Raw genomic sequence first — 25,122 nt, forward strand, 5'->3', positions numbered from 1 at the left:
CGTCGCCGGGAAGGGCCGCTCGGCCCCCCGGACGCCCCGACGGTCCCCCTGCGCGCCCCCGCCTGGGCGTCCCGGCCGCCCCCGGCCCGGTCGGTGTGCGGTCAGGGGGCGGGGGCCTGGCCCGGGGAGTGCTCCCCTGCCGGGCCGTCCTCGGGTCCGTCCGGACGACCGTCCTCGGATCCGTCCGGACCGTCCTCGGGTGCGTCCGGTCCGTCCGGACCGTCGTGGGGTCCGTCCGCGCCGTCCTCCGGTCCGTCCGGGTGGACGCCGGGGCGCCCGGCGGGGTGGGCGAGGGGCGTCGGGGACAGGTCGGCGCGCTCCTCCCCCGACTCCAGGAGGGTGTCGGCCGCGCCCACGATCAGGGGGTCGGGCTCGCCGATGACCAGCTCGTCCTTGCGGTCGTAGGGGAACCGCCACAGCAGGCTGCGCATGGCCTCCAGGCGGCCGCGCCGCTTGTCGTTGCTCTTGACGACCGTCCACGGGGCGTGGTGGGTGTCGGTGGCCCGGAACATCTCGACCTTGGCGGCGGTGTAGTCGTCCCACCGGTCGAGCGACTCCAGGTCGATGGGCGACAGCTTCCACTGCCGTACGGGGTCCACCTGCCGGATGGCGAAGCGCGTCCGCTGCTCGGCGCGGGAGACGGAGAACCAGAACTTCACGAGGAGGATGCCATCCTCGACGAGCATCCGCTCGAAGGCCGGGCACTGCCGCAGGAACAGCCGGTACTGGTCATCGGTGCAGAAGCCCATGACGCGCTCGACCCCGGCGCGGTTGTACCAGGACCGGTCGAAGAAGACGATCTCACCGGCGGAGGGCAGATGGGCCACGTACCGCTGGAAGTACCACTGGCCGGCCTCCTTCTCGGTGGGCTTGTCCAGGGCGACCACGCGGGCGCCACGGGGATTGAGGCGCTCCGTGAACCGCTGGATCGTGCCGCCCTTGCCCGCCGCGTCCCGTCCCTCGCAGATGACGACCAGGCGCTGGCCGGTCTCCCTCACCCAGCGCTGGAGCTTCAGCATCTCGATCTGGAGGACCCGCTTGCGCCGCTCGTAGGCGGCGCGCCGGATCTTCCGCGCGTACGGGTAGTTCTCCCGCCAGGTCTCGATGGGTTCTCCGGCCGCGTCCAGCAGGATGGGCTGCTCGGGCCTGCTGCTGTCGACGGTCAGCCCGTCGAGCAGCCCCTCCGGCGTCTCCCGCTCTTCCTCGCTGTGGTCCACACCCCCCACCTTCCCCGGATCTCCGCGATATCGCCTACGGATCACGCCGGTGGCGGCGCGGGCGGCGGGCCGCGGTCCTCGGCCCCGCGAGCGGTGGCGGCCGTGCGCGTACGGGGCGGGCCTCCCGGCCCGTCCGGCGGCGGGGCGGCCGGGCGGCCGGCTAGTGGGTGGTCCGGGGGTGGTAGGGCTGGCCTCCGGCGGGCGGCTGCGGGGGCAGGGCGATCAGCCGGCCGAGGTCACGCTGTATCCGCTCGGCCTCACCACGCACCAACTGGGGGACGTCACCTCTCTCCGCGACTAGTCGGCTGTAGATCGGGGTCTCCTGGAACACAGGCTGACTCTGCTTTCTGTAGCGCCTCTACTGCTGCCACGGGCGGCCTTCGCACATGGCGTGTCACACCGCAGCTTAGAGGGAAGCGCTGACAGCGGGTCGCGGAACGAGAGGTACCCCACATCGGGGCCGCACTGCGGGCACGGCGGCTCCGCGCACGTGACCGGGCGTCACGCGTGTGCGGGCGCCGGGACTACGCAGGGGCGGGCAGGGCGCCGGCGAGGGCGGTGAGGAAGGCCTTCCGGTCGTGGGTGGCGATGGAGAGCGCTTCGCCGCCGCGGGTGGCGAGGACGACGACGTCCATGCCCATGGGGGCGCCCCAGCCGCCGCCGACGAGGCGCGGCGCCCCCGTGTCGGAGGCGCGCAGGCCGGGCACGGGCGCGTCGACCGTGCGGGCCGACGCCACCAGGCGGGCCGCCGCGGCGGGGTCGGGCTGCGCCAGGGCGGCGTGGACGGAGGCCGGGTCGATGTCGGCGAGGGAGAGCCGTTCCCGGCCGACGCGCAGTACGCCCCGGTCCGGGTCGACGACGATGCGGTGGTAGACGGCCTTGGAGACCGGCACGGCGATGCAGGGCAGGAGCACCAGCAGGGAGGCCGCGGAGACGGCGAGCCACACTCCGGCGTCCTCCGGGAGGGCGTCGAACCCCAGTCGCACGACGTGGGCGAGGTAGAGGCCGACGCAGATCGCGGTCCAGGTCCTCGGGAGTCGTTCTCGGTACACGTGGGGTGGCCTTCCGGGCTTCGAGGGGACCGGCGCGGTCCGCACGGGCTCGGGGGAAACCCTATGCGCAGCGGCCCCGTTCGCGTGTCACGGGCCCCGGGTCCGGTCCACCGCCCGGCAGGCCCGGCCGTCCGGTTCGGCCCGCGGCTGTCCGGCACAGGGCCGGCGGCCCGGCGTCACCGGGTGCGGGTGGCCTCCAGGGTGCGGGCCACCCTCGGGCCGAGCCAGCGCTTGAGCCTGCGCAGCGGTTCGAGCCCGTGGGCGGCCCGGTCGATCCGGTAGTACAGCTGGGGCGGTACGTGCGGGAGGAGCGGGGAGTGCCGCTGGCCGAGGAGCGCGAACATCTGCCGGGGCTCCAGGCGCGCGTACCGGGGCAGGTTCTCGTACCAGCGGGCGCTGTAGCGGGCGGCGCTCTGCAGGGGCAGCAGCGCGGCGGTGCGCTCGCGTTCGTAGCGGCCGAGCGCGTGGCGCGGGGTGGGGGTCGCGCGCAGCGCGTCGGCGAGCGCCATGGCGTCCTCCAGGGCGAGGGTGGTGCCGGCGCCGATGGAGTAGTGGGTGGTGTGGGCGGCGTCGCCGACGAGGACGAGGTTGCCGTGGTACCAGCGGTCGTTGGTGAGGGTGCGGAACGACTGCCAGGGCGCGCGGCCGTCCTTGCGCGGCCCGCCGAGGAGGCGGTGGCCGTCCAGCGGCCCGGCGAAGAGGTCCTGGAGCGTGCCGAGGCAGGAGGCGTGGTCCATGCGGTCGAGTTCCAGGGCCTGCCAGGTGCGGGGCGCGCACTCGACGACGCAGGTGCTGCGGTCGGGGGCGTACGGGTAGGCGTAGCACCAGATCCAGCCGTGCGGGGTCTCGGTGAAGGCGAAGGTGAAGGTGTCGACCGCCTTCGTGGTGCCGAGCCAGACGTACTTGTTGCGGCCGTAGCCGGCCCTGGTGCCGAAGTGGTGGGCGTGGCGGGTGCGCAGGGCGCTGTGGACGCCGTCGCCCGCGACGACGAGGTCGGCGTCCGGGAGGGTGTCGGCGCGGCCGATCTCGTGGCCGTGGCGGAGCCGCACGCCCAGCTCCTCGGCGCGGCGGGCGAGGATGTCCAGCAGGCGGTGGCGGCCGATGCCGAAGCCCTGGTCGCCGGGGCGGGTGGTCGTCGTTCCGTGGATGTGGGCGGTGCCGCCGGTCCAGGTGGCGGAGGCGGCCGCGACGGCCTGGGCGGACGGGGGGTCGTAGGTGTGGAGCTTCTCCAGCAGTCCGCCCCAGTAGGTGACGCCCCAGCCGTAGGTGGAGCCGGCCGGGTCGCGTTCGTGGACCGTGACGTCGTGGTCCGGGTTCTGCCGCTTGAGCAGGATGGACAGGTAGAGCCCGGCGGGTCCGCCGCCGACGCAGACGACCTTCACGTGCGTACCTCTCCCACCTTCGCCGCTTGCCTGCTTCGCGGCGAAAAGTAGCATTCGCCCGCGCGGCCGACGGGGAGGACACGTCGGGTCGTGGGCGCCGGCGGCTCAGCGGCGGCGCGGGGGGCGGACGGCCCGGCCGATGGTGAAGTGGAAGTCCCGCAGGGTGCAGGCGGCCAGCGGGCGCAGGCCCGCCAGGTAGCCGAGCGGGGCGCCGGGGGCGGTGCGCAGGCGCGTCCGGGTGAGCCAGGCGCTGCCGGTGGCGCGCAGCGGCACCTCGAGGGGGGCTCCCGTGCGCGTCCGGGGCGGGCTGGAACAGCCGCGCGCGGACCGGGAGGCGGCCGGGGAGGCGCAGGAGGGGGCGGTGGAGGGCGGTTGCCTGCGGGGCGCGCCCGCCGCCGGGCCGGGCCTCCTCGGCGCGCGGCCCGGTGCGCGGCGGGGTGCCCCGCCATGGGCCGTCCGGGGACGCGGTGGGCGGCGCCGGGGTGCTCGGGAGCGCGGTGTCCGGGAGCGCGGTGTCCGGGGGTGAGGTGTCCGGGGGTGAGGTGTCTGGGGGCGCGGGGGCGACCGGCGGCGCGGGAGAGCCGGGCGGGGCAGGGGCGGCCGGGCCGAAGGAGAGCACGGCGAGCCGCTTGGGGATGCCCCACAGGGCGCGGCCGGCCTCCACCGACCGCGGGTCGTCCACCCATGCCTCCACCGCGCAGCCGCCGATCGCCGTGCCGTGCCGCACGGCGAGGGCGACCAGCAGTTCGCGGTACGCCAGGGTGCCGCCCGGCCGGTAGTCCACCCAGAACACGCCCACCACACGGCGCCGGCCGAACCGCAGCGGGCGCACCCCGGGGGCCAGGGGCCAGGGCGGGAGGCGGTCCTCGGGGACCAGCCACAGGGCGGCGTGCGCGGTGCCGCGAAGGTGCCAGGGAGGGGGTGGGCCGCTCATCCTGCGCGCCCTCCTCGCGCGCGGGTGCGTACCGAACCGGGTCCGTCGCGTCCGTCCACGCCAGTGGCCTTCCCCGCGCGCCTGGGTGCGTACCGTCCGGGGCGCGCCGGGCTTCGAACGGCTCCAGCGGGCCGACCTCCCCGCGGCCGCGGGATGCGGCGCGGTGGGGCGGCCGGCCTTCCCGGCACGCCGAGCCCTCCGTGCCCCCGGGTTTCGGGGAACCTCCGGGCTTCCCCGGCGGCCCTCGGGCGGGGAGCCTCCGGAGTACCGGCTGCGGCGGCGCGTCCACCGGGCCGCGTCGGCGGGGCGCCGGGTGCCGGCGCGCTGCCCGCGGGCGCGGGCGCCGAGGCGGCGAGGCCGCGCCGGCACGGGCTCGGCACGGCGACGGCGGACCTCGCCGGGCGCCCCCACTCGGCCGCGCGGGCGCGCGGCCGGGACCGGTTCGGCCGGCTGCTCGCCGCCGATCCGAGGTGTTCGCGCGGGCGCGGCTCGCGGCGGCCGGTCCGCGCCGACGAGACCGGCCGCGCCCTGTGCGCGGCGGCCCGTTGCGCTGCGCCGCCCGTGTCGGGCGCGGCGGCGCTGTGGCGGCAGCCCCGGCCGACGTGCCGGGCGGCGGACTGGTCCCACGTGGTCTCGGCGGTGGCCCCGGCCGCCGGGCGCGGCCTGTTCCACGGGCGGCGGACTGGTCTGCCGGGCGGCGGGCCTGACCGGCAGACGGCGGCCCTGTCCGGCGGGCGGCCGCCTTGCCCGGCGGGCCTCTGGTACGGGGCGGGCGCGGCGGCTACGATCGCGGGATGGCTGACGAGGCGTTCGACGACCCGCGGCTCGCCGCGCTGTACGACCCGCTCGACCCCGACCGCTCCGACCTCGACCTCTATCTGCGCCTGGCCGGGGATTCCGGGGCGCGGCGGGTGCTGGACATCGGCTGCGGGACCGGGGTGTTCGCGCTGCTCCTCGCGGCGCGGGGTGTCGACGTCGTCGGCGTCGATCCCTCGCGGGCCTCCCTCGACGTGGCGCGGGCCAAACCGGGCGCCGAGCGGGTGCGCTGGATCCACGGCGACGCGACGGCGCTGGTGCCGCTGCGCGTGGACCTCGCGACGATGACCGCGAACGTCGCGCAGGCCATCACCGATCCCGCGGACTGGCGGGGGACGCTGCGGGGTGCCCGCGAGGCGCTGCGGCCCGGCGGACGGCTGGTGTTCGAGACGCGGGTCCCGGCGCGGCGCGCCTGGGAGGGATGGAACAGGGCCGACTCGTACACGGTGGTGGACGTGCCGGGCACCGGGCCCGTCGAGAGCTGGCACGAGCTGCTGGCGGTGGAGCTGCCGCTCGTGACGTTCCGGTCGGTCCGCGTGCTGCCGGACGGGGAGGTGCTCGCCTCGGAGTCGACGCTGCGGTTCCGCGAGCGGGAGGAGGTCGAGGCCGACCTCGCGGCGCACGGGTTCGCGGTGGAGGAGGTGCGGGACGCTCCCGACCGGCCGGGCCGGGAGTTCGTGTTCGTCGCCCGCCGCCCCGCTCCCGCGCCCGCACCGGGGCCGGCGGCGGGCCGGCACTGACCTCGACACCGGTCGCGCCCCTGGAGTCCGCGCCGCGCGGGCTTCATCGCCCCGGAGCCCTCCCTACGGCTGCCGCGCCGGGAACCGCCCCGTACGGGCGTCGCGCACGAGCGTGCGCCGGGGCCGACCGGGCGCCCGTCTCCGGCTCGTCTCGCCTCCTGGGCGCTGTGAGCGGGTGCCGGGCGCCCCTTCGGCTCGCCTCGCCCCGGACGCGGGCGGCCGGGCGCCGGGCGTGCGGGCGCCGGGCGAGGCCGCACCCGCCCGGGCGGGCCCGCGTGCGCGCGGCCCCGCCGAGGGGCCGCCTCCGCCGTGCGGCGCCCCGGCGCGCCGCGGGCCGGTCACCCGGCGGCGCGGCGGGCGGCACGGGCCTCGCGGCGCCGCAGCGCGCGGCGCTCGTCCTCGCTCGTACCGCCCCAGACGCCGAAGTCCTGCCCGGCGTCCAGCGCCCACCGCAGGCACTGCTCGCGCACGGGGCAGCCGGCGCAGACGCGCTTGGCCTCCTCCGCCTGCATCACGGCGGGGCCGCTGGTGCCCACCGGGAAGAACAGGTCCGGGTCCTCGTCTCGGCACGCGGCCGACTGTCGCCAGTCCTCCACGGAAGCCTCCTTCTCTCGTCGGCGGGTACGCGGCCCTCCGGTCCGCACGACCGCGTACCGGATGCGCCTGACCGTCACCACCGCATTGAAACGGTCCCGGGCCCTCCGCACGACGAAAGTGCGCAAAAGAGGCACAACTCAGTCACTTGTGCGGTATGGGACCGCCGAGACCGTTCCCTTGGCCAAAGGTTTGGATCCGCCGGATCGGTAAAAGCGGTGGCTACGAGACAACGCACTCGCCAACGACGACGGTAGGAGGCCCTCATGGGCATCATCGCGTGGATCCTCATCGGCCTGCTCGCCGGCATGATCGCCAAGGCCCTGATGCCGGGGCGCGACCCCGGCGGCATCATCATCACGATGCTCATCGGCATCGCCGGCGGCCTGCTGGGCGGCTGGCTGGGCAAGGTCCTCTTCGGGGTCGACTCCATCGACGGGTTCTTCGACCTCTCCACCTGGATCGCCGCCATCGCCGGCTCGGTGATCCTGCTGGCCCTGTACCGCCTGTTCACCGGTTCGAACCGGTCCAGCCGGCACGCCTGACGCGCGCGGAGGCGGCGGCACCCCGGTGCGGGGCGCCGCCGCTCTTTCGTCCCCCACGTTTGCGCGCCCCACGAGACGGCAACCCGGAGGCGGTCATGGCCAAAGCAACCGAGATCCTGCTGCTCGCCAGCGAGCAGCTCGCCCAACTCACCGGCAACACCCCGGAGTCCGTGTCCTCCTTCCAGAAGACCGACGACGGCTGGCAGTTGACCGTGGAGGTCGTCGAGCTGGAGCGCATCCCGGACACGACGAGCCTCATCGCGTCGTACGAGGTGGAACTCGACGACGAGGGCGACGTCACCGGGTACCGGCGCGTCCGCCGCTACGAGCGCGGCCGGGCGGACGGCGGTCGCTGACCGCCTCCCGGCAGGCCCGGCGGACCGGCGAGCACGGTGCCCGCCGGGCGGTGGCGGCCCGTACGGCGGCCGAGCATGAGCGCTGAGCACTGAGCACTGAGCACTGAGCACTGAGCACTGAGCACTGAGCACTGACGAACGAACCGACCGCTGACCCCACGTCAGAAAGGCGGCACATCATGACCGTAGAGACCACACGTCCGGCCACGGGCGGATCCGGCGGCAGCAGCGGCCTGTACGACGTCCTCGAACTCGTCCTCGACCGCGGCCTCGTCATCGACGCGTTCGTCCGCGTCTCGCTCGTCGGCATCGAGATCCTCAAGGTCGACGTCCGTGTCGTCGTCGCCAGCGTCGACACCTACCTGCGCTTCGCCGAGGCCTGCAACCGCCTCGACCTGGAGACCGGCCGCAAGGCGCCCGCCCAGCTCACGGACGTCGTCGACGGCGTCAGCCAGTCCGGCGCCCGCGGCAAGACGAAGGGCGCCCTGCAGGGCGCCGCGCAGACCGTGTCCGAGACGCTCGGCCGCTCGTCGTCCCGGCAGCAGAAGAAGGACAAGGAAGAGGAGGAGCAGGAGAAGTGAGCACCTACGTCTACGGCATAGCCCGCAGCTCCCACCCGGCGCTCCCGGAGAAGACCGGCGGCGTCGGCGACCCGCCCGGCCCCGTGCGCGTCCTCACCGAAGGCCCGCTGGCCGCCCTCGTCAGCGACGCCCCGGAGGGGCTGCGCCCCAAGCGGCGCGACCTGCTCGCCCACCAGAACGTCCTGGCCGCGGCCGGCGAGGGCGGCACGGTGCTGCCCCTGCGGTTCGGCGGGGTCTCCCCCGACGACGACGCCGTGCGGACCGTGCTGCGGGAGCGCGAGGCGCACTACCTGGAGCGGCTGGAGAGCCTCGACGGCAAGGTCGAGTACAACCTGAAGGCCGCCCACGACGAGGAGGCCGTGCTCCACCAGGTACTGGCCGACAACCCCGAGCTGCGGGCGCTCAGCCAGGAGCAGCAGGCCGCGGGCGGCGGCACGTACGAGCAGAAGCTGGCGCTCGGCGAGCGCGTCGCGGCGGCCGTCAAGCACCGGGAGGCGCGCGACGCGGTCCTGGTGCAGGAGGCCCTGGAGAAGGCCGCGGTGGAGTGCCGGCCCGGACCCGAGGGCACCGGGCGGCTGGCGAACCTGTCCTTCCTCGTGGAGAAGGAGCGGGCCGGCGACTTCACGGCCGCCGTCGAGGCGCTCGGCCGCGACCACGGCCACCTGACGCTGCAGGTCCACGGGCCGCTCCCGCCGTACAGCTTCGTGGAGTAGGCGATGGGGCTGCTCGGAGAGCTGCTCCTGCTGCCGGCGGCGCCCGTGCGCGGCACCGCGTGGGTGCTGCGGCAGGTGCTCGCGGAGGCGGAGCGGCAGTACTACGACCCGGCCACCGTCCGCCGCGAGCTCGCCCGCCTCACCGAGCGCCTGGAGGCCGGGGAGATCGACGACGAGACGTTCGACCGCCTGGAGGACGAACTCCTCGACCGACTGGAGAAAGGGGCCGAAGGCCCATGACGACACCCGGCCGCCCGCCCGCCCCGTTCGCCTCCGACGGAGGGGGTTCCAACCTCGCCGACATCCTGGAGCGCGTCCTCGACAAGGGCGTGGTCATCGCGGGCGACATCCGCATCAACCTGCTCGACATCGAGCTGCTCACCATCAAGCTGCGGCTCGTCGTCGCCTCGGTGGAGCGCGCCGAGGAGATGGGCATCGACTGGTGGCGCCACGACCCGGCGCTGTCCTCGCACGCCCGGCGCGACTCGCTGGCGAGCGAGAACGAGGAGCTGCGTCGGCGCCTCGCCGAACTGGAGGAGCGTACGGCATGACCACCACCCCCACCCCGCCCCTGCGGTACGTGTACGCCGTGTGCCGCCCCTTCGGCGGCGTCCTCCCGGAGGGCGCCGCCGGGATCACCGGCGAACCGCCCCGGCTGCTGCACCACGACGGCCTGGTCGCCGTGGTGGACGCGGTGCCCGCCGAGGAGTTCGACGAGGGGCCGCTGCGCGCCCGCCTGGAGGACCTCGACTGGCTGTCGGCCACCGCGCGCGGCCACGACGCCGTGGTGGCGTCGCTGACCGCCGTCACCTCCCCGCTGCCGCTGCGGCTCGCCACGGTGTGCCGCGACGACAGCGGCGTGCGGCGCCTGCTGGACGAGGGGCGCGACCGGTTCGTCCGGGCCCTGGAGCGGCTGGACGGGCGGGTCGAGTGGGGGGTGAAGGTGCACGCGCGCAAGGAGGCGACCGCGGGGCCGCGCACACCCGCCGGGTCGCCGTCCGGCGCGGTCGGCGGACGGGAGTACCTGCGGCGGCGGCTGCGGGAGCGCGACGGCCGGGAGGAGGCGCGGCGGCGCGCCGAGGCGGTGGGCCGGGAACTGCACGCCCGGCTCTCCGCGTACGCCGAGGCGACGGCCGTGCACCCTCCGCAGGATTCCCGGCTGACCGGGGACGCGGAGGCGGTGAACGTCCTGAACGCCGCCTACCTCGTGCCCCGCGAGCGGGCCGAGGGCTTCGTCGCGCTCGTCGGCGAGGTGGCGGACTCCGACGGGGTGCGGGTCGAGCTGACCGGGCCGTGGGCGGCGTACTCCTTCGCCGGCATCGCGGAGGCGGCGGAGCCGGGTACCGGGACGGCCGGGCCGGAGCCCTCGGGACCTGCCCCGGAGGCGTCCGGGGCCGCGTCCGGACCGGGCGGGGCGCGGGAGGGCGCGGCGTGAGCGTGGAGCAGCAGCGGGTCGCCCTGGTGGACCTGCTGGACCGGCTGCTCGCGGGCGGTGTGGTCCTCACCGGCGACCTGACGCTGAGCATCGCGGACGTCGATCTCGTACGGGTCGACCTGAAGGCCCTGATCAGCGCCGTCAACGACGAGGTGCCCGTGCCGTGGGAGCAGCCGGTATGAACGATGCGCGCACCGCGGCGAAGGGCGGGCCGCGCACCGGACCGGGGGTGGAGCCCCGCCCCCGGTCCGGGCGGGATCCGCAAGCCGGCCCGGAGCCGGGGACCGGACCGCGGCCGGGTCCCGGAACGGGCGGGGGCCCTCGAGTGGTGGCGGGCCCCGGGACGGAGCCGGTGTCCGGGCCCCGGACGCCCGACGGGCCCGACACCGATCCGGGTGCGGAGGCGGCGGCCCCCGGGGCCGGGCCGGAGCCGCGCCGCCGGGTGGAGCTGGACCCGGACTCCGTCGAGCGGGACCTGGCCCGGCTCGTCCTGACCGTGATCGAGCTGCTGCGCCAGCTCATGGAGCGCCAGGCCCTGCGCCGCGTGGAGGACGGGGACCTGACGGAGGACCAGGAGGAGCGGATCGGCACGACGCTGATGCTGCTGGAGGACCGCATGGAGATCCTGCGCACCCGCTTCGGCCTGGAACCGGAGGACCTGAACATCGACCTGGGGCCACTCGGCCCCCTGCTGTGACCGGCAGGGCGCCTCGCGGGTACGCGAGGCGCCCTGCCGCATCCGTCCGGGGACCGGCCTACGCCGCCGTTCTCAGGCTCGCCCGGAAGCGACGTGCGTGGCCCTCGGACCTCCGGATCGCCGCCCGCGGACTCCCGGCCGTGCGACCGCTGGGCGGGTCCCCGCGGTTCGTACGTCCCGCGAGGCGCGGGCGCGCCGGGTTCACTGCGCCTTGACGCGTGCCGTGCGGTACAGCTCGGCGGTCAGTTCCGCCAGCTTCCGCACGGGCAGGTCGGCCTCCGTCACGGCGACGGTGGACCGGTCGGCCCAGACGCAGCGGTTGTTGGGGGTCCGGCGCTCGGGTCGGCCGGCCTGGACGTGGACCTCCTCGCCCTGGCGGCACTTCATGACCGCCCCGTCGTACGGGCCCAGCGGGACGGTCCGGTAAGGCCCGTCCCAGCGGAGGGAGGCCGGTGGGAAGGGCATCTGCTCGCCCCGGTGGAGGGAGTCGATCATGCGGCGCAGTGCCTTCTCCGGGTCGCTCACCCGCCCCTGGAGGCCCCGGAAGGCGACGTACCGGACGTATTCGTCGGCGGGTGGGTGGTAGTTCGCGCCGCTGCCGACCGCCCCGGGAACGATGCGGTTCGCGTCGGAGGGGGAGATGCCGATGCCCAGCACCTCGGTCTGGCCCTGGTAGCAGTCGGCGTCCGAGGGCGTCCCCGCGCAGTCCACGACGCCGACGTACTGCTCCAGGAGGCCCGTGCTCCACGGCATCCCGCCCACCGACCGGGGCGGGACCAGCCGGTACCCCCGCGTGTCGACGCGCTCCGCCCGCTCGGAGGCCGCCGTGTGGAGGCAGCCGGCGAACACGGCGAGCGCGGCCGTGCCGGCCAGCAGCAGGGCCGGGCGGCGTGGAACGGTGGTGGTCATACGGGGCTCCCCCTTCGTCGGTCAGCGGGTTCGACCGCCCAGCGCCGCGAAGGGTTGCCCCGCCCGCGCGGCCGGTGCGGACCGGTCCGGGTGGGGCCGCCGGGTTTCGGGGGCGCGGCCGCCGTCCGCGGGCCCCCGCCACCGCGGCGAGCTGTCCGCTCCGCCCGCGGCCGTCGGCCACCCGGCCCGCCTGCCGCAGGGCTTCACGCCCCCGCGACACGCCCGGCCCGGGGGTCCGGGCGGGCGTGCGGCACGGCCTACCCTCGGCGCCATGACGTGGCTCCGCTCCCTCAAGGAGACCGCTCGCGCGGGTCTCACGGTCGAGCGGCGACGGCTCCAGCCGCTGCCCGCCCTGCGCGCCGCCGCCGGACTGGCGCTGGTGGTGCTGGCCGGAGCGGCCATCGGCGGTCCGGCGATGGCGGCCAGCTCCGCGTTCGGCGCGTTCCAGGCGGGCATCGCCACGTTCCAGCGGAGCTGGCGCCCGCGCCCGACGCTGGCGCTGGCGTCGGGGCTCACCCTGGCCGTGTCCACGTTCCTCGGCTACCTCTGCGGCGGGCACCCCGCGTGGTTCCTGGCCCTGCTCGCGCTCTGGACGTTCCTGTCGGGCCTGGCCTGGACGGCGGGCCCGTCCGTGGGGGTGATCGCCTCGTCCAACGTGGCGATCATGCTGGTGACGGTCACCCTGCCCACCTCGGTCGCGGACGCGGCCGTGCACGCGGCGGTGATCGCGGGGGGCGGTGTGGTGCAGGCCGCGCTGGTCGTGCTCTTCCCGGTGCGCCGCTGGGGGCCGCAGCGGGACGCGCTGGCCGACGCCCTGGCGGCCGTGGCCGACTACGCGCGGCGGCTGCGCCGGGACCCGTACGCGCCCTTCGACCCCGCCCCGCTGATGACGGCCCGCAACGCCGCCGCCGTCACCTGGCGGCAGGCCCGCCGCCGCCCCGGCGAACTACACGGCCTGCGCGGGCTCGCGGAGCGGATCCGCCCCGTGCTGGCCTCGCTCGCCGACCCCGTGGTGGGCGTGGCGCGGGAGGGCCCCGGCCGCGACCGGGTGCGGGAGCTGCTGGACGCGGCCGGGGCGGTGCTGGACGCGGCGGCGCGGGCGGTCCGGCGCGGCGAGCGGCTGGAGGTGCCGCCCGGCGCGCTCGCCGCGCTGCGCACCCCCGATACGCCGTCCGTGCTGGAGCGGGCGCCCGCCCGGCGGGCCGCGGCCCGGCTCGCCGCGCTGCTCGACGAGGTGGTGGCCGCGGCGGCGCCCGGGGGGCGGCGGCCGGGACCGGAGGCGCTGCGGGCGCGGCCGGGGCTGCTGCGGCTGGTCCCCGGCGCCGTGCGGGACGTCGCGGCCGAGGTGCGCAGGCCCGACTCGCCGTACCTGCGGCACGCGGTGCGGGTGACGGTGGTCACCTCGACCGGGTACCTGCTCGGGACGGCGCTGCCGTTCGGGCACGGCTACTGGGCGCCGCTGGCCGCCGTGATGTCGATGCGGCCGGACTTCGGCCAGACGTACGCGCGTGCCGTGGCCCGGTTCGCCGGGACGCTGGTGGGCGTGGCGCTGGCGACGGGCGTGGGGCGGCTGGCGGATCCCGGCGCGTACGCGTCGGCGGGGCTGGCCGTCGGCGCCGCGTTCGCCGTGTACCTGCTGCTGCCGTCCGGTCAGGCGCCCGTGCAGGTGTTCATCTCGGCGTACGTGGTGTTCCTGCTCGGCATGGCGGGCGAGGAGTGGACGCAGACCGTTCCGGAGCGGGTGGTGCTGACCCTGCTGGGCGGGGCGCTGGCGATGCTGTCGTACGCCCTGTTCCCGGCGTGGGAGACGCCGCGGCTGCGGGCCCGGCTGGCCGACTGGGCGGCGGCCGCGGGCCGGTACGGGGCGGAGGTGCTGGAGCGGTTCGCGCGTCCGGACCGGCCGCCGACGGGCGCGGTGCGGCAGGCCCTGCTGGACCTGCGGGCGGCACGGGCGGCCTGGCGGGACGCGCTGGACCGGGCGGCGCACGAGCCGGTGCGGCACCGGGGCCCGTCCCCGGCGGTGACCGAGGCGGCGCAGGCGGCGGTCGGCCGGTTCACGCGGGCTGCGATGGTGCTGGAGGCGCACCTGCCGGACCGGACGGCCGCCCCGTCGGCGGGGGCGGCGGCGCTGGCGGAGGCGCTGCGCCGGGCGGCCGAGCGGTGCCCGGCGGATGTGCGGGAGCGGCGTCCGCCGTGCTGGGACGAGGTGCGGGCGGCGTTCGACGCGGCGGAGGCGTCGGACGATCCGGTGGTGCGGGCGGGGGCGCGGGAGATGGTCCGGGCGCTGGAGGAGCTCGGGGAGGCGCTGGCGGCGGAGCGGGGCGACGCCCTCGGCGCCGGGGGAAGCTGACCCCGTCTCCCACGCCCCGCTCCCGACCCGGCGGCCGCGCCCCTCCGCTCCGCCCGCCGCGGCATCCAGGCGGCCGGACCCTTCGGCCCCCCTCCGCCCCCGCCATCCCAGCACCCGGCCCCATCGCCCCCCGCCATCCAGGCGGCCGGGTCCTTCGGCTCGCTCCCCCGCCCGACCGTGCCGGCACCGGGCAGCGCCCCGCTCCCCCTCCCCCTGCCGGCACCCGGCCACTTCGGCACGTTCGCCGCTCGCCGCCCCACGGCGGGCGGCGGCAGGTTCCCCGGCGGCGGGCCCGGGTGCGCGGTCCGCCGTCACCGGTCCGCCGTCACCGGTTCGTCGGCCGCGGGCGGGCGGGCGCGGCGCGGGGGTGCCACGCTGGGCAGGTGGGGCCCCGCGACCGTCCGGCCCGCCCGGCGGCCGGGCCCGGCCCCGCCCTGCCGGCCCGCTCACCCCTCCCCCGGCCCCGCGACAGAAGGAAGCCCCGTGAGCACCACCGACTCCGCCCCCGAGAGGGGGCCGGTGCCGCGCACCGGCCCGTGCCGGGGGCCCGGGTCCGCCGGGCGCCCGGGCTCCGGCCGGGTTCGCCGGGGCCGTCCTCCCGTACGAGGGTGATGGCGATGGACACGCCGCTGCGAACGTTCACCGAGAGCCCGGAGGACCCCTTCTCGCTGCACCGGGCGGCCGCGGCCGTCCTCGACGCGCGCGGGACGGTCGTCGGCTGGAGCGCTCTCGCCGGGGAACTGCTCGGCTACCGGCCGCGGGACGTCATCGGCCGCGCCGCGCGGGACGTGCTGATCGCCCCCGGCGACCGCCGGGCCGCCGCGGCGGCGGTCCGCTCCTGCACGGGGGCGGGCGGCTGGTTCGGGGTGCTGCCGGTGCGCCGCAAGGACGGGGGGACGCTGCGGCTGGGCTTCCGCGCGCGGCTCGTCGTGCGGGAGGGGGACCGCGAGGAGTGGTTCCTGGTGGGCGCCCCGGCGGACGAGGTGGTCCAGTGGGAGACCGACCGGTCGCTGCTGGACGGCTTCTTCCGCCGCTGCCCCATCGGTATCGCCGTGCACGGTCCCGAACTGGACATCCTGCGGGTGAACCGGGCCATCGCCCGGTTCGCGGACGCGCCCGCCGAGTCGCTGCGCGGGGCGCGGATGGGTGACTTCCTGGTGCCGACCGACGCGCGGACCGCGGAGCGCGCGCTGCGGTCGGTCGTGGAGAGCGGACGTCCGCTGATCTTCACCGAGCAGCCGGCCAGGATGCGCACCGACCCGCCCGGCCGGGAGCGCTTCGTGGCCGTCTCGGCGTTCCGCATGCAGGACCCGGCGGGCGAGGTGCTGGGCGTCACGCAGATCGTGGAGGACGTGACCGACCGGGAGCGGGCCCGGCGGCGGCTCGCCCTGCTGAACGACGCCAGCGAGCGCATCGGCACGACGCTCGACGTCACCCGTACGGCTCAGGAGCTGGCGCGGGTCGCGGTTCCGGGGCTCGCGGACTGCGTGGCCGTCGACCTGCTGGAGCCGGTCGTAGCGGGCGGCGAGCCGGGCCCGGCCGCGTCGGGGCGGCTGTGCCGGGCGGCGCTGAGCTGCGTCACGGACAGGCCGCCGCCCGCGGTGCGGCGGGCGGACGGCGAGGCGGTGTTCGCACCGGACCCGGTGCAGGCGCGGGTCCTGCGGGAGCGCCGGCCGGTCCTGGAGACGGGCCTGGCGGGCGCGGCACCCGCGGCGCCGGGGGCGGAGGCGGACGCGCACTCGCTGGTCGCGGTGCCGCTCAGCGCGCGGGGCGCCCTGCTGGGCGTGGTGAGCATGTGGCGGGCGTACCGGCCGGACGCGTTCGAGGAGGACGACCTGACCCTGGCGGCGGAGTTCGCGGCGCGTGCCGCGGTCTCCATCGACAACGCCCGCCGCTACACACAGCAGCGGACGGCGGCGCTGTCGCTGCAGCGCAGCCTCCTGCCGGCGCAGGTGCCGGAGCACCCCGCGGTGGAGGTCGCCCACCGCTACCTGCCGGCGGGCGGGGTGACGGACGTCGGCGGCGACTGGTTCGACGTGATCCCGCTGTCCGGCGCCCGGGTCGCCCTGGTCGTCGGGGACGTGGTCGGGCACGGCGTCCCGGCGGCGGCGACGATGGGGCGGCTGCGCACGGCGGTGCACACGCTGGCCGGGCTCGACCTGGAGCCGGACGAGGTGCTGTCCCAGCTGGACGACCTGGTGGGGCGGATCGCCGGGGAGCAGCAGGCGAGGGGCCCGGACGCCGGGGAGCAGATCGTGGGCGCCAGCTGCCTGTACGCCGTGTACGACCCGGTGTCGCGGCGCTGCTCGCTGGCGCGGGCCGGGCATCCGCCGCCGGTGGTGGTGACCCCGGGCGGGCGGCCGGTGCTCGCCGGGCTGCCGGAGGGGCCGCCGCTCGGGCTCGGCGGGCTGCCGTTCGAGAGCACCGAGTTCGAACTGCCGGAGGGCAGCCTGCTCGCGCTGTACACGGACGGGCTCGTCGAGTCGGGCCGGTGCGACGTGGACGACGGCCTGGAGCTGCTGTACGGCGTGCTGGGCGGCCCGGAGCGGGACCTGGACGCGCTGTGCGCCGCGGTGACGCGGACCGTGCTGCCCGAGCACCCCACCGACGACATGGCCGTCCTGCTGGCGCGGACCCGGGTCCTCGGCGACGACCGGGTGGCCACCTGGGAGCTGCCGGCCGAGCCGACGGCGGCCCAGCGGGCACGGCGGCTGACGGCGGACCAGCTGACGGAGTGGGGGCTGCACGACCTGGTGTTCACCACGGAGCTGATCGTGAGCGAACTGGTGACCAACGCCTACCGGTACGCCTCCGGGCCGCTGCGGCTCCGGCTGATCCGCGACCCCGCCCTGATCTGCGAGGTGTCCGACGGCAGTACGACCGCCCCGCACCTGCGCCGGGCCCGCACGACCGACGAGGGCGGGCGCGGGCTGTTCCTGGTCGCCCAGCTCACCGAGCGGTGGGGGGCCCGCTACACCCGCGACGGCAAGACGGTGTGGACGGAGCAGCCCCTCCCCGACGGTCGCGGGCCGCTCCCCGCCGCGGGTACGGGCGGCCGCTGACCGGCGGAGGCGGTGGGGGCGGGGGCCGTACGGGGCGTGCGCCGCCCGGCGGGCGTGCGGGCCGGGCGCCCCCGCCGCCGGTGCGGCGCGATGCGGCGCGGACCCGGCCCCGCGCCGGTCCTACGCCGCCCTCGGGTGGACGCGGGGCCCGGCGCGGGCCGTGGGGGTCCGCGCCGGGCCGGTGCGCGCCGTCAGGAGGCCCTGCGGCGGCGGGTGGTGAGGAAGCAGGCCGCGGTGATGCCGGCGGCGGCCACGCTGGCCAGGGTCTGCGGCAGCACGTTGCGCTCCTGCGCGGTCGTGTCACCGCCGTGGCCGTGGTGGCTGACGGTCGACTTGGACAGGCCCGCCTCGATCTGCTGCTCGGTCGGCGCCTTCGGGACGGAGGCGGCCCTCGCCCCGGAGTACGTGACGTCGGAGCAGCTGTAGAACGCCTCGGGGCTGTCGTTGCGCTGCCAGATCTTGTAGAGGATGTGGCGGCCGGTGCGCTGCGGGAGGTTGCCGTCGAACTCGTACCAGCCCGTCGGCGCGGTCCGGGCGACGTTCGCCACGGCGACCGGGGTCTGTTCGAGGTCCGACCACTTCAGCGGCTTGGTGGGGTCGTATCCCTCCTTGGTGATGTAGACGGTCATCGTGCCGGGGTGGGCGGCGGTGACGCGGTACCTGAAGTGCAGCGGGCCGGCGGAGACGGGCGTGGCGGCCCAGTCGGTGCGGCCCCAGTCGAGCGCCTTGTACTTCTCGCGGTTGGCGGAGCACAGCTTGCCGTCGGGGATCAGCTGGCGGTGCTGCCCGTTGGCGTTGGCGATGTTGACCTCGTTCCAGTCGTAGAGCGGCTGGGTGCCGCTCGTCGCGACCAGGTCCTTGCACACCTGGGTGTCCGGGTGCTCGGGGCCCTCGGCGTAGCAGGCCGCGACCCGGCTGACGGGGCCGTACATCGTGCCGTGCGCCGACGCCTGCGCGGGGGTCAGGACGATCAGCAGGGGGGCCACCGCGGCGGCTGCCGCCGCTGTGCGGGTGGTCTTGCTCAGTGACATGTGGGGGGTCCCTTCCTCGGGTGGGGGACTCAAGTCGGGCGGCTCGCAAGCAGCTTGGCATTGGACTAGACCAAGTTCAAGGGGTGCGGCGGGACTTCCCGCCGTGTCGCCGCCGCGGCGGCGTCGTTGCTCAGGTCGGCTGGAGAGCAGCCGTCCCCGCCTCATCCCAGGAGTGACACATGAGCATCCGCACCGGCACCCGCCTCCTCACGGTCTGCGCCGCAGTCGCCGGCGCGGGGATGGCCGCGGCCGTTCCCGCCTCGGCCGCCGGGGCGCCCCCCGCGTCGGTCGGCGCGCCGGTCGTCTCCGACCTCAACACCACCGGACTGCTGGGAGCGCAGCCGCAGGGCGAGGGGCGCTCCGAGGGCCGGCCCGCCGGCCTCCCGGTCGGCGGCGGCCTCCTCGGCGGCCTGCCGGCGGGCGGCCTGCCGACCGGCGGCCTCCCCCTGGGCGGCTGACCGGCCGCCCCGCGCCCACGGCCCCGCCCCCTGTCCCGGGCCGGACGCCTCCGGCCCCGCCCCCTGTCCCGGGCCGGACGGCTCCGGCCCAGGACCCCGCGCCGGTCGCTCTCGCGGGAGGCGGCCCGGCCCGCCTCCTCCCCTCCGGGCCCGGCCCGTGCGCCCGTGTCCCCCACTCCCCCGGCACGCCCCCGCCGGGGGGGTGTAGGGGTGGGACAGGGGTTTCCCTCTTTCCCCGGGACCGCCACCCACGGTTCACTGTCGGTCACCCCGCAGGAGAAACACCTGTTCACCGTCCGTCCCGAAGGACTTGTCTTGACCGTCATCCCCGCCCGCGCCGCGCCGCCCCCGCGGCCGTCCGCGTCGCCGTCGACACGGCACGCCGCGCTCGGCGCGCGGGCGCTCCCGACTCCGTTCACCGCCCCGCCGTAGGGCCGAACGGATGAACGCGGGACGTGCCGTACGTCCCGCACCGTGACGAGGAACCCGGTCCCCGGTTGATCAGGGGAGACCCGGGGACCGGGTTCCCGATCACGCGAGGGAGAACCATGATCAAGAAGGTCCTGGCGGCCGCAGGGGTGGCCGCCGCGGCGGTGGGCGTGTGCGCACCGGCGGCGTGCGCCGTGGGAGAGGACAACGTGAGCACGAAGAACGGCAACTTCTCCGTGCAGTCCTACGGCAACACGGGCACCGGGGAGGCCGGCGCCCCGCTCCGCACGGCGGAGTGGGACCCGGCCCTCCTGCGGGCGCTGCGGTGAGGAGGGCCGCGCGGGCGGCCGACGGGTGATCGTCCCGTCACCGTCCCGCGCGGACACCGCGAGCGCCGGAGTCCGGCCCCGGTCCCCCTTGGGGGGCCGGGGCCGTTTCGTGCGCCCCGACCTCACGGCCCCTCCGGCCGGACCGGCCCCCGCCTCCCCGCCCGGCCACCGGTCCGGCCGCCGGTCCGGCCGCCGGTGTGCTTCGCCCGTACGGGGACGAGCGCGGCCCGCGCGGGTGACCCGGGTGGCGGGGCGGCCGGCCGTGTGGGGGGCTGGTGGCTAGGGGAGGCAACCCCGGCGGCCCGGCCCGCATCTTCCGTGTGCGGCGGGTGCCGGAGGGGCGTCCCGCACCGGCGTGCGTGGAGTGGGTCAGCGAATGGTGGATGTATCGGTCGTCGTCCCGTGCTTCGACGAGGGCGAGGTGGTCGGCGACTTCCACGCGGCGGTGGTGGCCGCGCTGGAGCCGACCGGGGCGGTCTTCGAGATCGCCTACGTGGACGACGGCAGCCGCGACGCGACGGTGGAGCGGCTGCGGGAGCTCGCGGGCGCCGACGGGCGGGTGCGGTACACCTCGTTCAGCCGGAACTTCGGCAAGGAGGCGGCCATGCTCGCCGGGATGCGCATGGCGCGGGGTGACTGCGTCGTCCTGATGGACGCCGACCTCCAGCACCCGCCGGAGCTGCTGCCGCGCATGCTGGAGCTGCGCCGGCACGGCTACGACCAGGTGGTGGCGCGCCGGGACCGCACCGGCGAGGGCGCGGTCCGCAAGGCACTCAGCCGCGCCTACTACCGGCTGGTGCGGCGGTTCATGGAGGTGGAGGTCGTCGACGGGGCCGGGGACTTCCGGCTGCTGTCGCGGCGCGCCGTGGACGCGGTGCTGTCGCTGCCGGAGAGCAACCGCTTCTCCAAGGGCCTGTTCTCGTGGATCGGCTTCGACACGGTCACCTTCCGCTACGAGAACGCGGCGCGGGCGGCGGGCGTGTCCAAGTGGGGCGGCAGGCGGCTGCTGAACTACGGCATCGACGGGCTGCTGTCGTTCAACAGCCGCCCGCTGCGCCTGGCCGTCCACACGGGGCTGTGGCTGTTCCTGTCGGCCCTCGCGTACGCGGTGTGGATCGTGGCGAACGCGCTGCTCGACGGGGTGGACACGCCCGGCTACGCCACGCTGATCACGGCGATCGTGGGGCTGAGCGGGGTGCAGCTCGCGACCCTCGGGGTGATCGGCGAGTACGTCGGGCGGATCTACCACGAGGCGAAGCGGCGCCCGCACTACGTGGTGCGGGAGACCGAGCGGGACGCCCCGGGCCGCCCCGCCGGCCCCTCCCCCGGCACCGCCGCGCGCGCCGCCCGGCACTGAGCCCCGGGGACCCGCCCTACGGGGCGGCGCGCCCGTCGGTGACCCGGTCCAGTCGGTAGTAGTCGGCGACGCAGTCGGCCGGCCACCGGTTCCTGCCGCCGGCGCCGAACGGCTCGAGCATCCGGCTCACGCTGTTCGGCGTGTACGGGGCGGTACGGGCCCCGCTCGCCGCGCGCTCCCTCAGGAACCGGTCCTGGGCGTCCCACCGCTCGGCGCGGGCCCGCATGTCGCCGCCGAGGCCGTACAGCGGCACGGCGAGGCCCGCCACGGTCGCGGCGCACACGGCGGCGCAGACGGCGGCCACGCCGCAGCGGGCGCGCGCCGGGCGCCCGGCGCGGCGCACGGCCCGCCCGGCGAGGGCGCCGGCCGCGGTGAGCAGCAGGACGTACAGCAGCAGGTAGTCGTTCCAGGTGCGCTCCGTGGTCAGGACGCGGGTGCCGAAGACCGGGTACGTGATGACGGTGCACAGGTAGCCGGAGACGAGGAAGGCCAGCGCGCCGAGCGCCAGCAGCCGCAGCGGGCGGCAGGGCGGCGGGGCGGCGGGCCCGGCGTCCGGGCCGCGGCGGGCCAGCAGGCCCAGCAGCGCACCGGCGGCGACGGCTCCCGCGTAGGTCCACGTGGTGAGGACGGTCGCGAGGACGCGGGCGAACAGTTCGAGCGAGGTGACCAGGGAGTCCGGGGCGAGCATGGAGACGGACTCGGCGTCGTAGCGCTCCCGGCGGTTGCGCGAGCCGGGGGAGGTGACCAGCAGCAGCGTGCCGGCGGCGACGCCCGCCGCGCCGGTGAGCGCCCACACGCGGACGAAGCGCCGGACGCGCTCGGCGAGCACCCACGGCGCGAGGACGACGACGGCGCCGAGCACGACCAGGGCGACGACGGACGCCTCCTCGGACAGCGTGCCCAGGAAGACCCCGGCCACCAGGGCGGTGACGAGGGCGGCGGCCCGGCCGCGCCGTGAGCGCGCCGCGAGCAGCGGCAGGGCCGCGCCGGCGGCGAGCACCGGGGCGAGGGTGTGGGAGACCGAGGCGGCGGGCCAGTAGAAGGTCTTGTACGTGTTGGGGGTGGCGAGCAGGAAGAGGGCGGTCGCCACGGCGGCGGTCAGCAGCGCCGTCCCCCGCGGCGCCCGAAGACCGGCGCGGCGCAGCAGCAGGGCGGTGAGGGCCCACAGCAGCCCCAGCATGACGGCGGCGCTGACGGCGGCGTACGCCTGGTGGCCGGCGACGGGGAACTTCGCGTAGAGGCCGACGAGGAGGCCGTTGGCGAGGCGGCCGTTGTCGGTGGCGTAGAACCGCTCGACGATGCCGGCCACGCCGTGGTCGCGCACCAGCGGCAGGAAGCACCACTCGTCGGCCGAGGGGCGGACGTACCAGCCGAGCGCGCCCGCCGCCGCCAGCAGTGCGAGGGGCAGGGCCGCGAGGGCGGCGACCGCCGCCCTGACGGCGGGCCGGGCGGGGAGCGGTCCCCGGCCGTCGCGCCTCTCCTCGTCGTCGGGGTCGGTGACGCGGGGCGCGCCGACGGCCATTCTCACCACTGCCTTTCCGGGGGAAGCACTGATCCGACACCGTAGAGGGGTTTTCCGGCCCCGCCGTTCCCCGGCGCCACGGCACGCCGGGCGACCCGTACCCCATGAAAAGCTGCGAAAAGGGCACTCAGGGGGTGACAGGTGACAGGATGGACACCCGCGCGCCCCGGAGGCGGGACGAGCCACAGGACAGGACCGGCGAGGCGACACCGGGATGGTTGGCACATGACCAGAGAACCGACAGCGGCCGCGACCTCGGAGGCGGCGGTGACGAGCGGCGCGGTGTACGGCGCGCCGTGCTGGGTGAGCCTGATGACCCGCGACCTGCGGGCGGCTCACGACTTCTACGGGGCCGTGATGGGGTGGAGGTTCCGGCCCGCGCGGCTGGGTGAGGACTTCAGCGTGGCACTGTCGGGCGGCAAGGCGATCGCCGGGATCGGGGCGCTGGCGTCGGCGTTCCACGTGGCGGTGGCCTGGACGCCGTACTTCGCGGTCCGCGACGCGGACGCGACGGCGGCGCGGATCCGGGAGCGCAGCGGCACGGTGGCCGTCGGGCCGGTCGCGTTCGTGATGGGGCGGGGGGCGCTCGCGGCGGACCGGGACGGCGCGGTCTTCGGCATCTGGGAGGGCGAGCTGCCCACCGGGTGGGAGGGGTGGCGGTCGGCCGCCCCGGCGTGGGCGCGGCTGCACACACGGGACGCCTTCGAGGCGGCGATCTTCTACGGCGAGGTCCTGGAGTGGGCCTGCGGGCGGCCGGACTGCTGCGACGTGGAGTACGCGGGCGACGAGGTCGTGCTGCGCAGCGCCGGACGGGCGGTGGCACGGCTGTCCTCGGGCGCCCTGGAGGAGGCCCCGGACCCGGCGATCCGGCCGCGGTGGCAGGTGCACTTCCCGGTATCGGACGTCGAGGAGCGGGTGACGGCCGCGCTGCGCCACGGCGGCACGGTGATCACCCACGAGCCGGGGGTGCAGGCGACGCTGCGTGACCCGGACGGCGGTCTGTTCACCCTGACGGACGCCGGTACCGCGGACACCACGGGCCCCGGCACCGACCTCGCGGACGCGGACGCGGCCACCATGGAGCCGCCGGACTGAGGGGCCCCCGCCCGCGCCCCGGGCGGCCCGCGCGCCGGTCCGGCACGTCACACCGCCCCGGCCGCCCGGCGGCGGGGACACGGCGCGGGCGGCCGCGGACGATCCCGCACCGCGCGGGCCGGCCGCACCGCGCGGGCCCGCCGCAGACGGGTCGCCCCGTCCCGGGGCCCCGGCCGGCCCGGGGGCATCCGCCCGCGGGGGTCACCCTGCCCCGCGCGGGTGCAGCGGCGCGGTGTCCATGCCGGCACCCTCGCGCAGTCCGCGCAGCAGCGCCCGGACCGCCTCGGTCGCGGTGTGCCGGGGCCGCCATCCCAGCTCGTCGCGGGCGCGCGAGCAGTCCATCAGGGGCACCCGCAGGAACGCGTCGAACAGGTGCGGCGACGCCGGCACCAGCCGCAGCGCCCAGGCGGCGGCGAGCGCGGTCCGCACGGCCGCGCGCGGCAGCCGCACCACCCTCGCGTCGAGGAGCCCCGCCAGGTCGGCGGCGCTCAGCGGCGGGTCCGCCGCCAGGTTGTACGCGCCGCGCGCCCCGTCGTCGAGGACGGCGCGGCGACAGGCGTCGGCGGCGTCGTCGGTGTGCAGGGCCTGGAAGACCAGTCCCTCCAGGTCGGGCACGACGGGCACGAAGCCGGGGCTGGCGAGCCGGCCGGGCACCAGCCTTCCGGCGAAGATCCGCAGCTGCTCGGCCGCGGCCTCCTCCTTGAACAGGAACGCCGGCCGCATCCGCACGGCGCGGATGTCCGGATGGCGCAGCTCGAAGGCGTCGAGGGCGCGTTCCAGGTACGCCTTCTCCCTGCTGTACGCGGCCTGCGGCCAGCCGTGCGTCGGCCAGGACTCGTCCACGGGCCGGTCCTTCGGGCCCGGCGAGTACGCGCCGACCGACGAGGCGTGGACCAGGACCGGCACACCGGCGTCGGCGACGGCGCGGAAGACCCGCATCCCGCCCAGCACGTTGGTGCGCCAGGTGGCGGTCGGGTCGTGGGTGGGCTGGAAGGCCCAGGCCAGGTGCACCACCGCGTCGGCGCCCTCGAAGAGGGCGGCCAGGTCGCGGTCGGCGTCCTTCCCGATGTCCGCCCGCGCCCACTCGGTGCCGGGCGGCGACCAGCCGGGGCGGCGGCGCGCCACGCCCAGGACGGAGCCGACCCGCAGGTCGTCGGCGAGGGCGGAGACGACACTGGTGCCGACGTTGCCGGTGGCCCCGGTGACGACGACTCTCCTGCCGGGCTGTGCGGTCACGGGTGCTCCCCCTCGTCCTGCGGGCCTGCCGGTCGCGCCGGCGGCGTACGGATGCGCGTCCCGGGTGTGCCGGGTACCCGCTTCGCGCCGGTTCACCTCCGTGGCGCGGCCGGGCGCGTCCCCGCCCGCGCCCTAGGCCGCGGCCCCGACCTGCGGGGCGGTGCCAGGGGCACGGGCGCCGGGCCTCCCGGGGCGGTGGCGCCCGGGCGCGCCTCCCCGGCGTTTCCGCCACTCTGGCCGGTTCCCCTCCCGCCTTCGGTATATGCCCTGGACATGGCCGGT

At 76.9% G+C, this 25,122-nt stretch carries 26 protein-coding genes and 1 pseudogene; 16 read left to right on the top strand and 11 right to left on the bottom strand.

Features of this window, described 5'->3' with window-relative positions:
• Positions 1-101: 101 nt before the first annotated feature.
• The 6 genes and pseudogenes from ppk2 to CP974_RS30895 all read right to left on the bottom strand — a co-directional run.
• A complete protein-coding gene (gene ppk2 / locus CP974_RS00545) occupies positions 102-1,217 on the bottom strand; it encodes a polyphosphate kinase 2 (RefSeq protein ID WP_085921390.1) in 1,116 nt (371 codons plus the stop codon).
• Between the two features lie 160 nt (positions 1,218-1,377).
• Positions 1,378-1,548, bottom strand: a complete 171-nt coding sequence (locus CP974_RS29370) for a hypothetical protein (RefSeq protein ID WP_162887738.1) — start codon at positions 1,546-1,548, stop codon at positions 1,378-1,380.
• A 193-nt stretch (positions 1,549-1,741) separates the two neighbouring features.
• Complete coding sequence (locus CP974_RS00550; protein ID WP_085921391.1) at positions 1,742-2,269, bottom strand: hypothetical protein; 528 nt, start codon at positions 2,267-2,269, stop codon at positions 1,742-1,744.
• Positions 2,270-2,445: 176 nt separating this feature from the next.
• Complete coding sequence (locus CP974_RS00555; RefSeq protein WP_069975049.1) at positions 2,446-3,651, bottom strand: FAD-dependent monooxygenase; 1,206 nt, start codon at positions 3,649-3,651, stop codon at positions 2,446-2,448.
• A gap of 105 nt (positions 3,652-3,756) precedes the next feature.
• Complete coding sequence (locus CP974_RS29375) at positions 3,757-3,924, bottom strand: hypothetical protein (protein ID WP_158100710.1); 168 nt, start codon at positions 3,922-3,924, stop codon at positions 3,757-3,759.
• A gap of 349 nt (positions 3,925-4,273) precedes the next feature.
• Positions 4,274-4,585: pseudogene (locus tag CP974_RS30895) on the bottom strand (acetoacetate decarboxylase family protein); the annotation flags it as partial.
• 794 nt (positions 4,586-5,379) lie between these two features.
• On the opposite strand from CP974_RS30895, the gene CP974_RS00565 reads away from it, so the two are divergent.
• Entirely contained in the window at positions 5,380-6,141 is a 762-nt protein-coding gene (locus tag CP974_RS00565; RefSeq protein ID WP_085921392.1) for a class I SAM-dependent methyltransferase, read from the top strand.
• 338 nt (positions 6,142-6,479) lie between these two features.
• Here the strand turns inward: CP974_RS00565 and CP974_RS00570 are convergent, their stop codons facing one another.
• Positions 6,480-6,737, bottom strand: coding sequence for a WhiB family transcriptional regulator (locus CP974_RS00570; RefSeq protein WP_069975056.1), 258 nt, complete (start codon positions 6,735-6,737; stop codon positions 6,480-6,482).
• Between the two features lie 264 nt (positions 6,738-7,001).
• Here CP974_RS00570 and CP974_RS00575 point away from each other — a divergent pair, with 264 nt between their 5' ends.
• The 9 genes from CP974_RS00575 (at position 7,002) to CP974_RS00615 (ending at position 11,062) form a co-directional block, all read left to right on the top strand.
• On the top strand, positions 7,002-7,280 hold the full coding sequence (locus CP974_RS00575) for a GlsB/YeaQ/YmgE family stress response membrane protein (protein ID WP_069975058.1): 279 nt from the start codon (positions 7,002-7,004) through the stop codon (positions 7,278-7,280).
• Positions 7,281-7,339: 59 nt separating this feature from the next.
• Positions 7,340-7,636: a gas vesicle protein GvpO gene (locus CP974_RS00580; RefSeq protein WP_373276782.1), complete on the top strand. Its 297-nt coding sequence runs from the start codon at positions 7,340-7,342 to the stop codon at positions 7,634-7,636.
• Positions 7,637-7,815: 179 nt separating this feature from the next.
• Positions 7,816-8,217, top strand: coding sequence for a gas vesicle protein GvpJ (gene gvpJ, locus CP974_RS00585; protein WP_069975061.1), 402 nt, complete (start codon positions 7,816-7,818; stop codon positions 8,215-8,217).
• On the top strand, positions 8,214-8,930 hold the full coding sequence (locus CP974_RS00590) for a GvpL/GvpF family gas vesicle protein (RefSeq protein WP_069975063.1): 717 nt from the start codon (positions 8,214-8,216) through the stop codon (positions 8,928-8,930). Before gvpJ ends, CP974_RS00590 begins: the two co-directional genes overlap by 4 nt.
• Positions 8,931-8,933: 3 nt before the next feature.
• Positions 8,934-9,170 (top strand): gas vesicle protein GvpG, encoded by a 237-nt coding sequence (locus CP974_RS00595; RefSeq protein WP_069975065.1) that lies wholly within the window; start codon positions 8,934-8,936, stop codon positions 9,168-9,170.
• Positions 9,167-9,481 (top strand): gas vesicle protein, encoded by a 315-nt coding sequence (locus tag CP974_RS00600; protein WP_069975067.1) that lies wholly within the window; start codon positions 9,167-9,169, stop codon positions 9,479-9,481. The genes CP974_RS00595 and CP974_RS00600 overlap by 4 nt, the downstream gene beginning before the upstream one ends.
• The gene (locus CP974_RS00605) at positions 9,478-10,365 is read left to right on the top strand and encodes a GvpL/GvpF family gas vesicle protein (RefSeq protein WP_085921394.1); all 888 of its coding nucleotides are present in this window, start codon (positions 9,478-9,480) and stop codon (positions 10,363-10,365) included. Before CP974_RS00600 ends, CP974_RS00605 begins: the two co-directional genes overlap by 4 nt.
• Complete coding sequence (locus CP974_RS00610) at positions 10,362-10,547, top strand: gas vesicle protein (protein WP_069975069.1); 186 nt, start codon at positions 10,362-10,364, stop codon at positions 10,545-10,547. The genes CP974_RS00605 and CP974_RS00610 overlap by 4 nt, the downstream gene beginning before the upstream one ends.
• Positions 10,548-10,807: 260 nt before the next feature.
• Complete coding sequence (locus tag CP974_RS00615; protein ID WP_069979411.1) at positions 10,808-11,062, top strand: gas vesicle protein K; 255 nt, start codon at positions 10,808-10,810, stop codon at positions 11,060-11,062.
• A 201-nt stretch (positions 11,063-11,263) separates the two neighbouring features.
• Here CP974_RS00615 and CP974_RS00620 read toward each other — a convergent pair whose 3' ends face one another.
• Entirely contained in the window at positions 11,264-11,971 is a 708-nt protein-coding gene (locus tag CP974_RS00620) for a hypothetical protein (RefSeq protein WP_085921395.1), read from the bottom strand.
• A 271-nt stretch (positions 11,972-12,242) separates the two neighbouring features.
• Here CP974_RS00620 and CP974_RS00625 point away from each other — a divergent pair, with 271 nt between their 5' ends.
• A complete protein-coding gene (locus CP974_RS00625) occupies positions 12,243-14,321 on the top strand; it encodes an FUSC family protein (RefSeq protein ID WP_085921396.1) in 2,079 nt (692 codons plus the stop codon).
• A 617-nt stretch (positions 14,322-14,938) separates the two neighbouring features.
• Entirely contained in the window at positions 14,939-17,383 is a 2,445-nt protein-coding gene (locus tag CP974_RS00630; RefSeq protein ID WP_162887757.1) for a SpoIIE family protein phosphatase, read from the top strand.
• Positions 17,384-17,574: 191 nt separating this feature from the next.
• Here the strand turns inward: CP974_RS00630 and CP974_RS00635 are convergent, their stop codons facing one another.
• Entirely contained in the window at positions 17,575-18,414 is an 840-nt protein-coding gene (locus CP974_RS00635) for a lytic polysaccharide monooxygenase auxiliary activity family 9 protein (protein ID WP_079139971.1), read from the bottom strand.
• A 179-nt stretch (positions 18,415-18,593) separates the two neighbouring features.
• On the opposite strand from CP974_RS00635, the gene CP974_RS00640 reads away from it, so the two are divergent.
• The 3 genes from CP974_RS00640 to CP974_RS00655 all read left to right on the top strand — a co-directional run bounded on the left by CP974_RS00640 (position 18,594) and on the right by CP974_RS00655 (position 20,987).
• Complete coding sequence (locus CP974_RS00640) at positions 18,594-18,872, top strand: hypothetical protein (protein ID WP_085921398.1); 279 nt, start codon at positions 18,594-18,596, stop codon at positions 18,870-18,872.
• Between the two features lie 548 nt (positions 18,873-19,420).
• Entirely contained in the window at positions 19,421-19,630 is a 210-nt protein-coding gene (locus CP974_RS00650) for a hypothetical protein (RefSeq protein ID WP_069975078.1), read from the top strand.
• A gap of 376 nt (positions 19,631-20,006) precedes the next feature.
• Entirely contained in the window at positions 20,007-20,987 is a 981-nt protein-coding gene (locus CP974_RS00655; protein WP_085921399.1) for a glycosyltransferase family 2 protein, read from the top strand.
• 16 nt (positions 20,988-21,003) lie between these two features.
• Here CP974_RS00655 and CP974_RS00660 read toward each other — a convergent pair whose 3' ends face one another.
• Complete coding sequence (locus CP974_RS00660; RefSeq protein WP_085921400.1) at positions 21,004-22,509, bottom strand: DUF6056 family protein; 1,506 nt, start codon at positions 22,507-22,509, stop codon at positions 21,004-21,006.
• Between the two features lie 225 nt (positions 22,510-22,734).
• On the opposite strand from CP974_RS00660, the gene CP974_RS00665 reads away from it, so the two are divergent.
• Positions 22,735-23,604, top strand: a complete 870-nt coding sequence (locus CP974_RS00665) for a VOC family protein (RefSeq protein WP_158100696.1) — start codon at positions 22,735-22,737, stop codon at positions 23,602-23,604.
• Positions 23,605-23,805: 201 nt separating this feature from the next.
• Here CP974_RS00665 and CP974_RS00670 read toward each other — a convergent pair whose 3' ends face one another.
• Entirely contained in the window at positions 23,806-24,840 is a 1,035-nt protein-coding gene (locus tag CP974_RS00670) for an NAD-dependent epimerase/dehydratase family protein (protein WP_085921401.1), read from the bottom strand.
• Between the last annotated feature and the right edge of the window lie 282 nt (positions 24,841-25,122).

This window comes from Streptomyces fradiae ATCC 10745 = DSM 40063, from assembly GCF_008704425.1.
Taxonomy (GTDB): Bacteria; Actinomycetota; Actinomycetes; order Streptomycetales; family Streptomycetaceae; genus Streptomyces; species Streptomyces fradiae.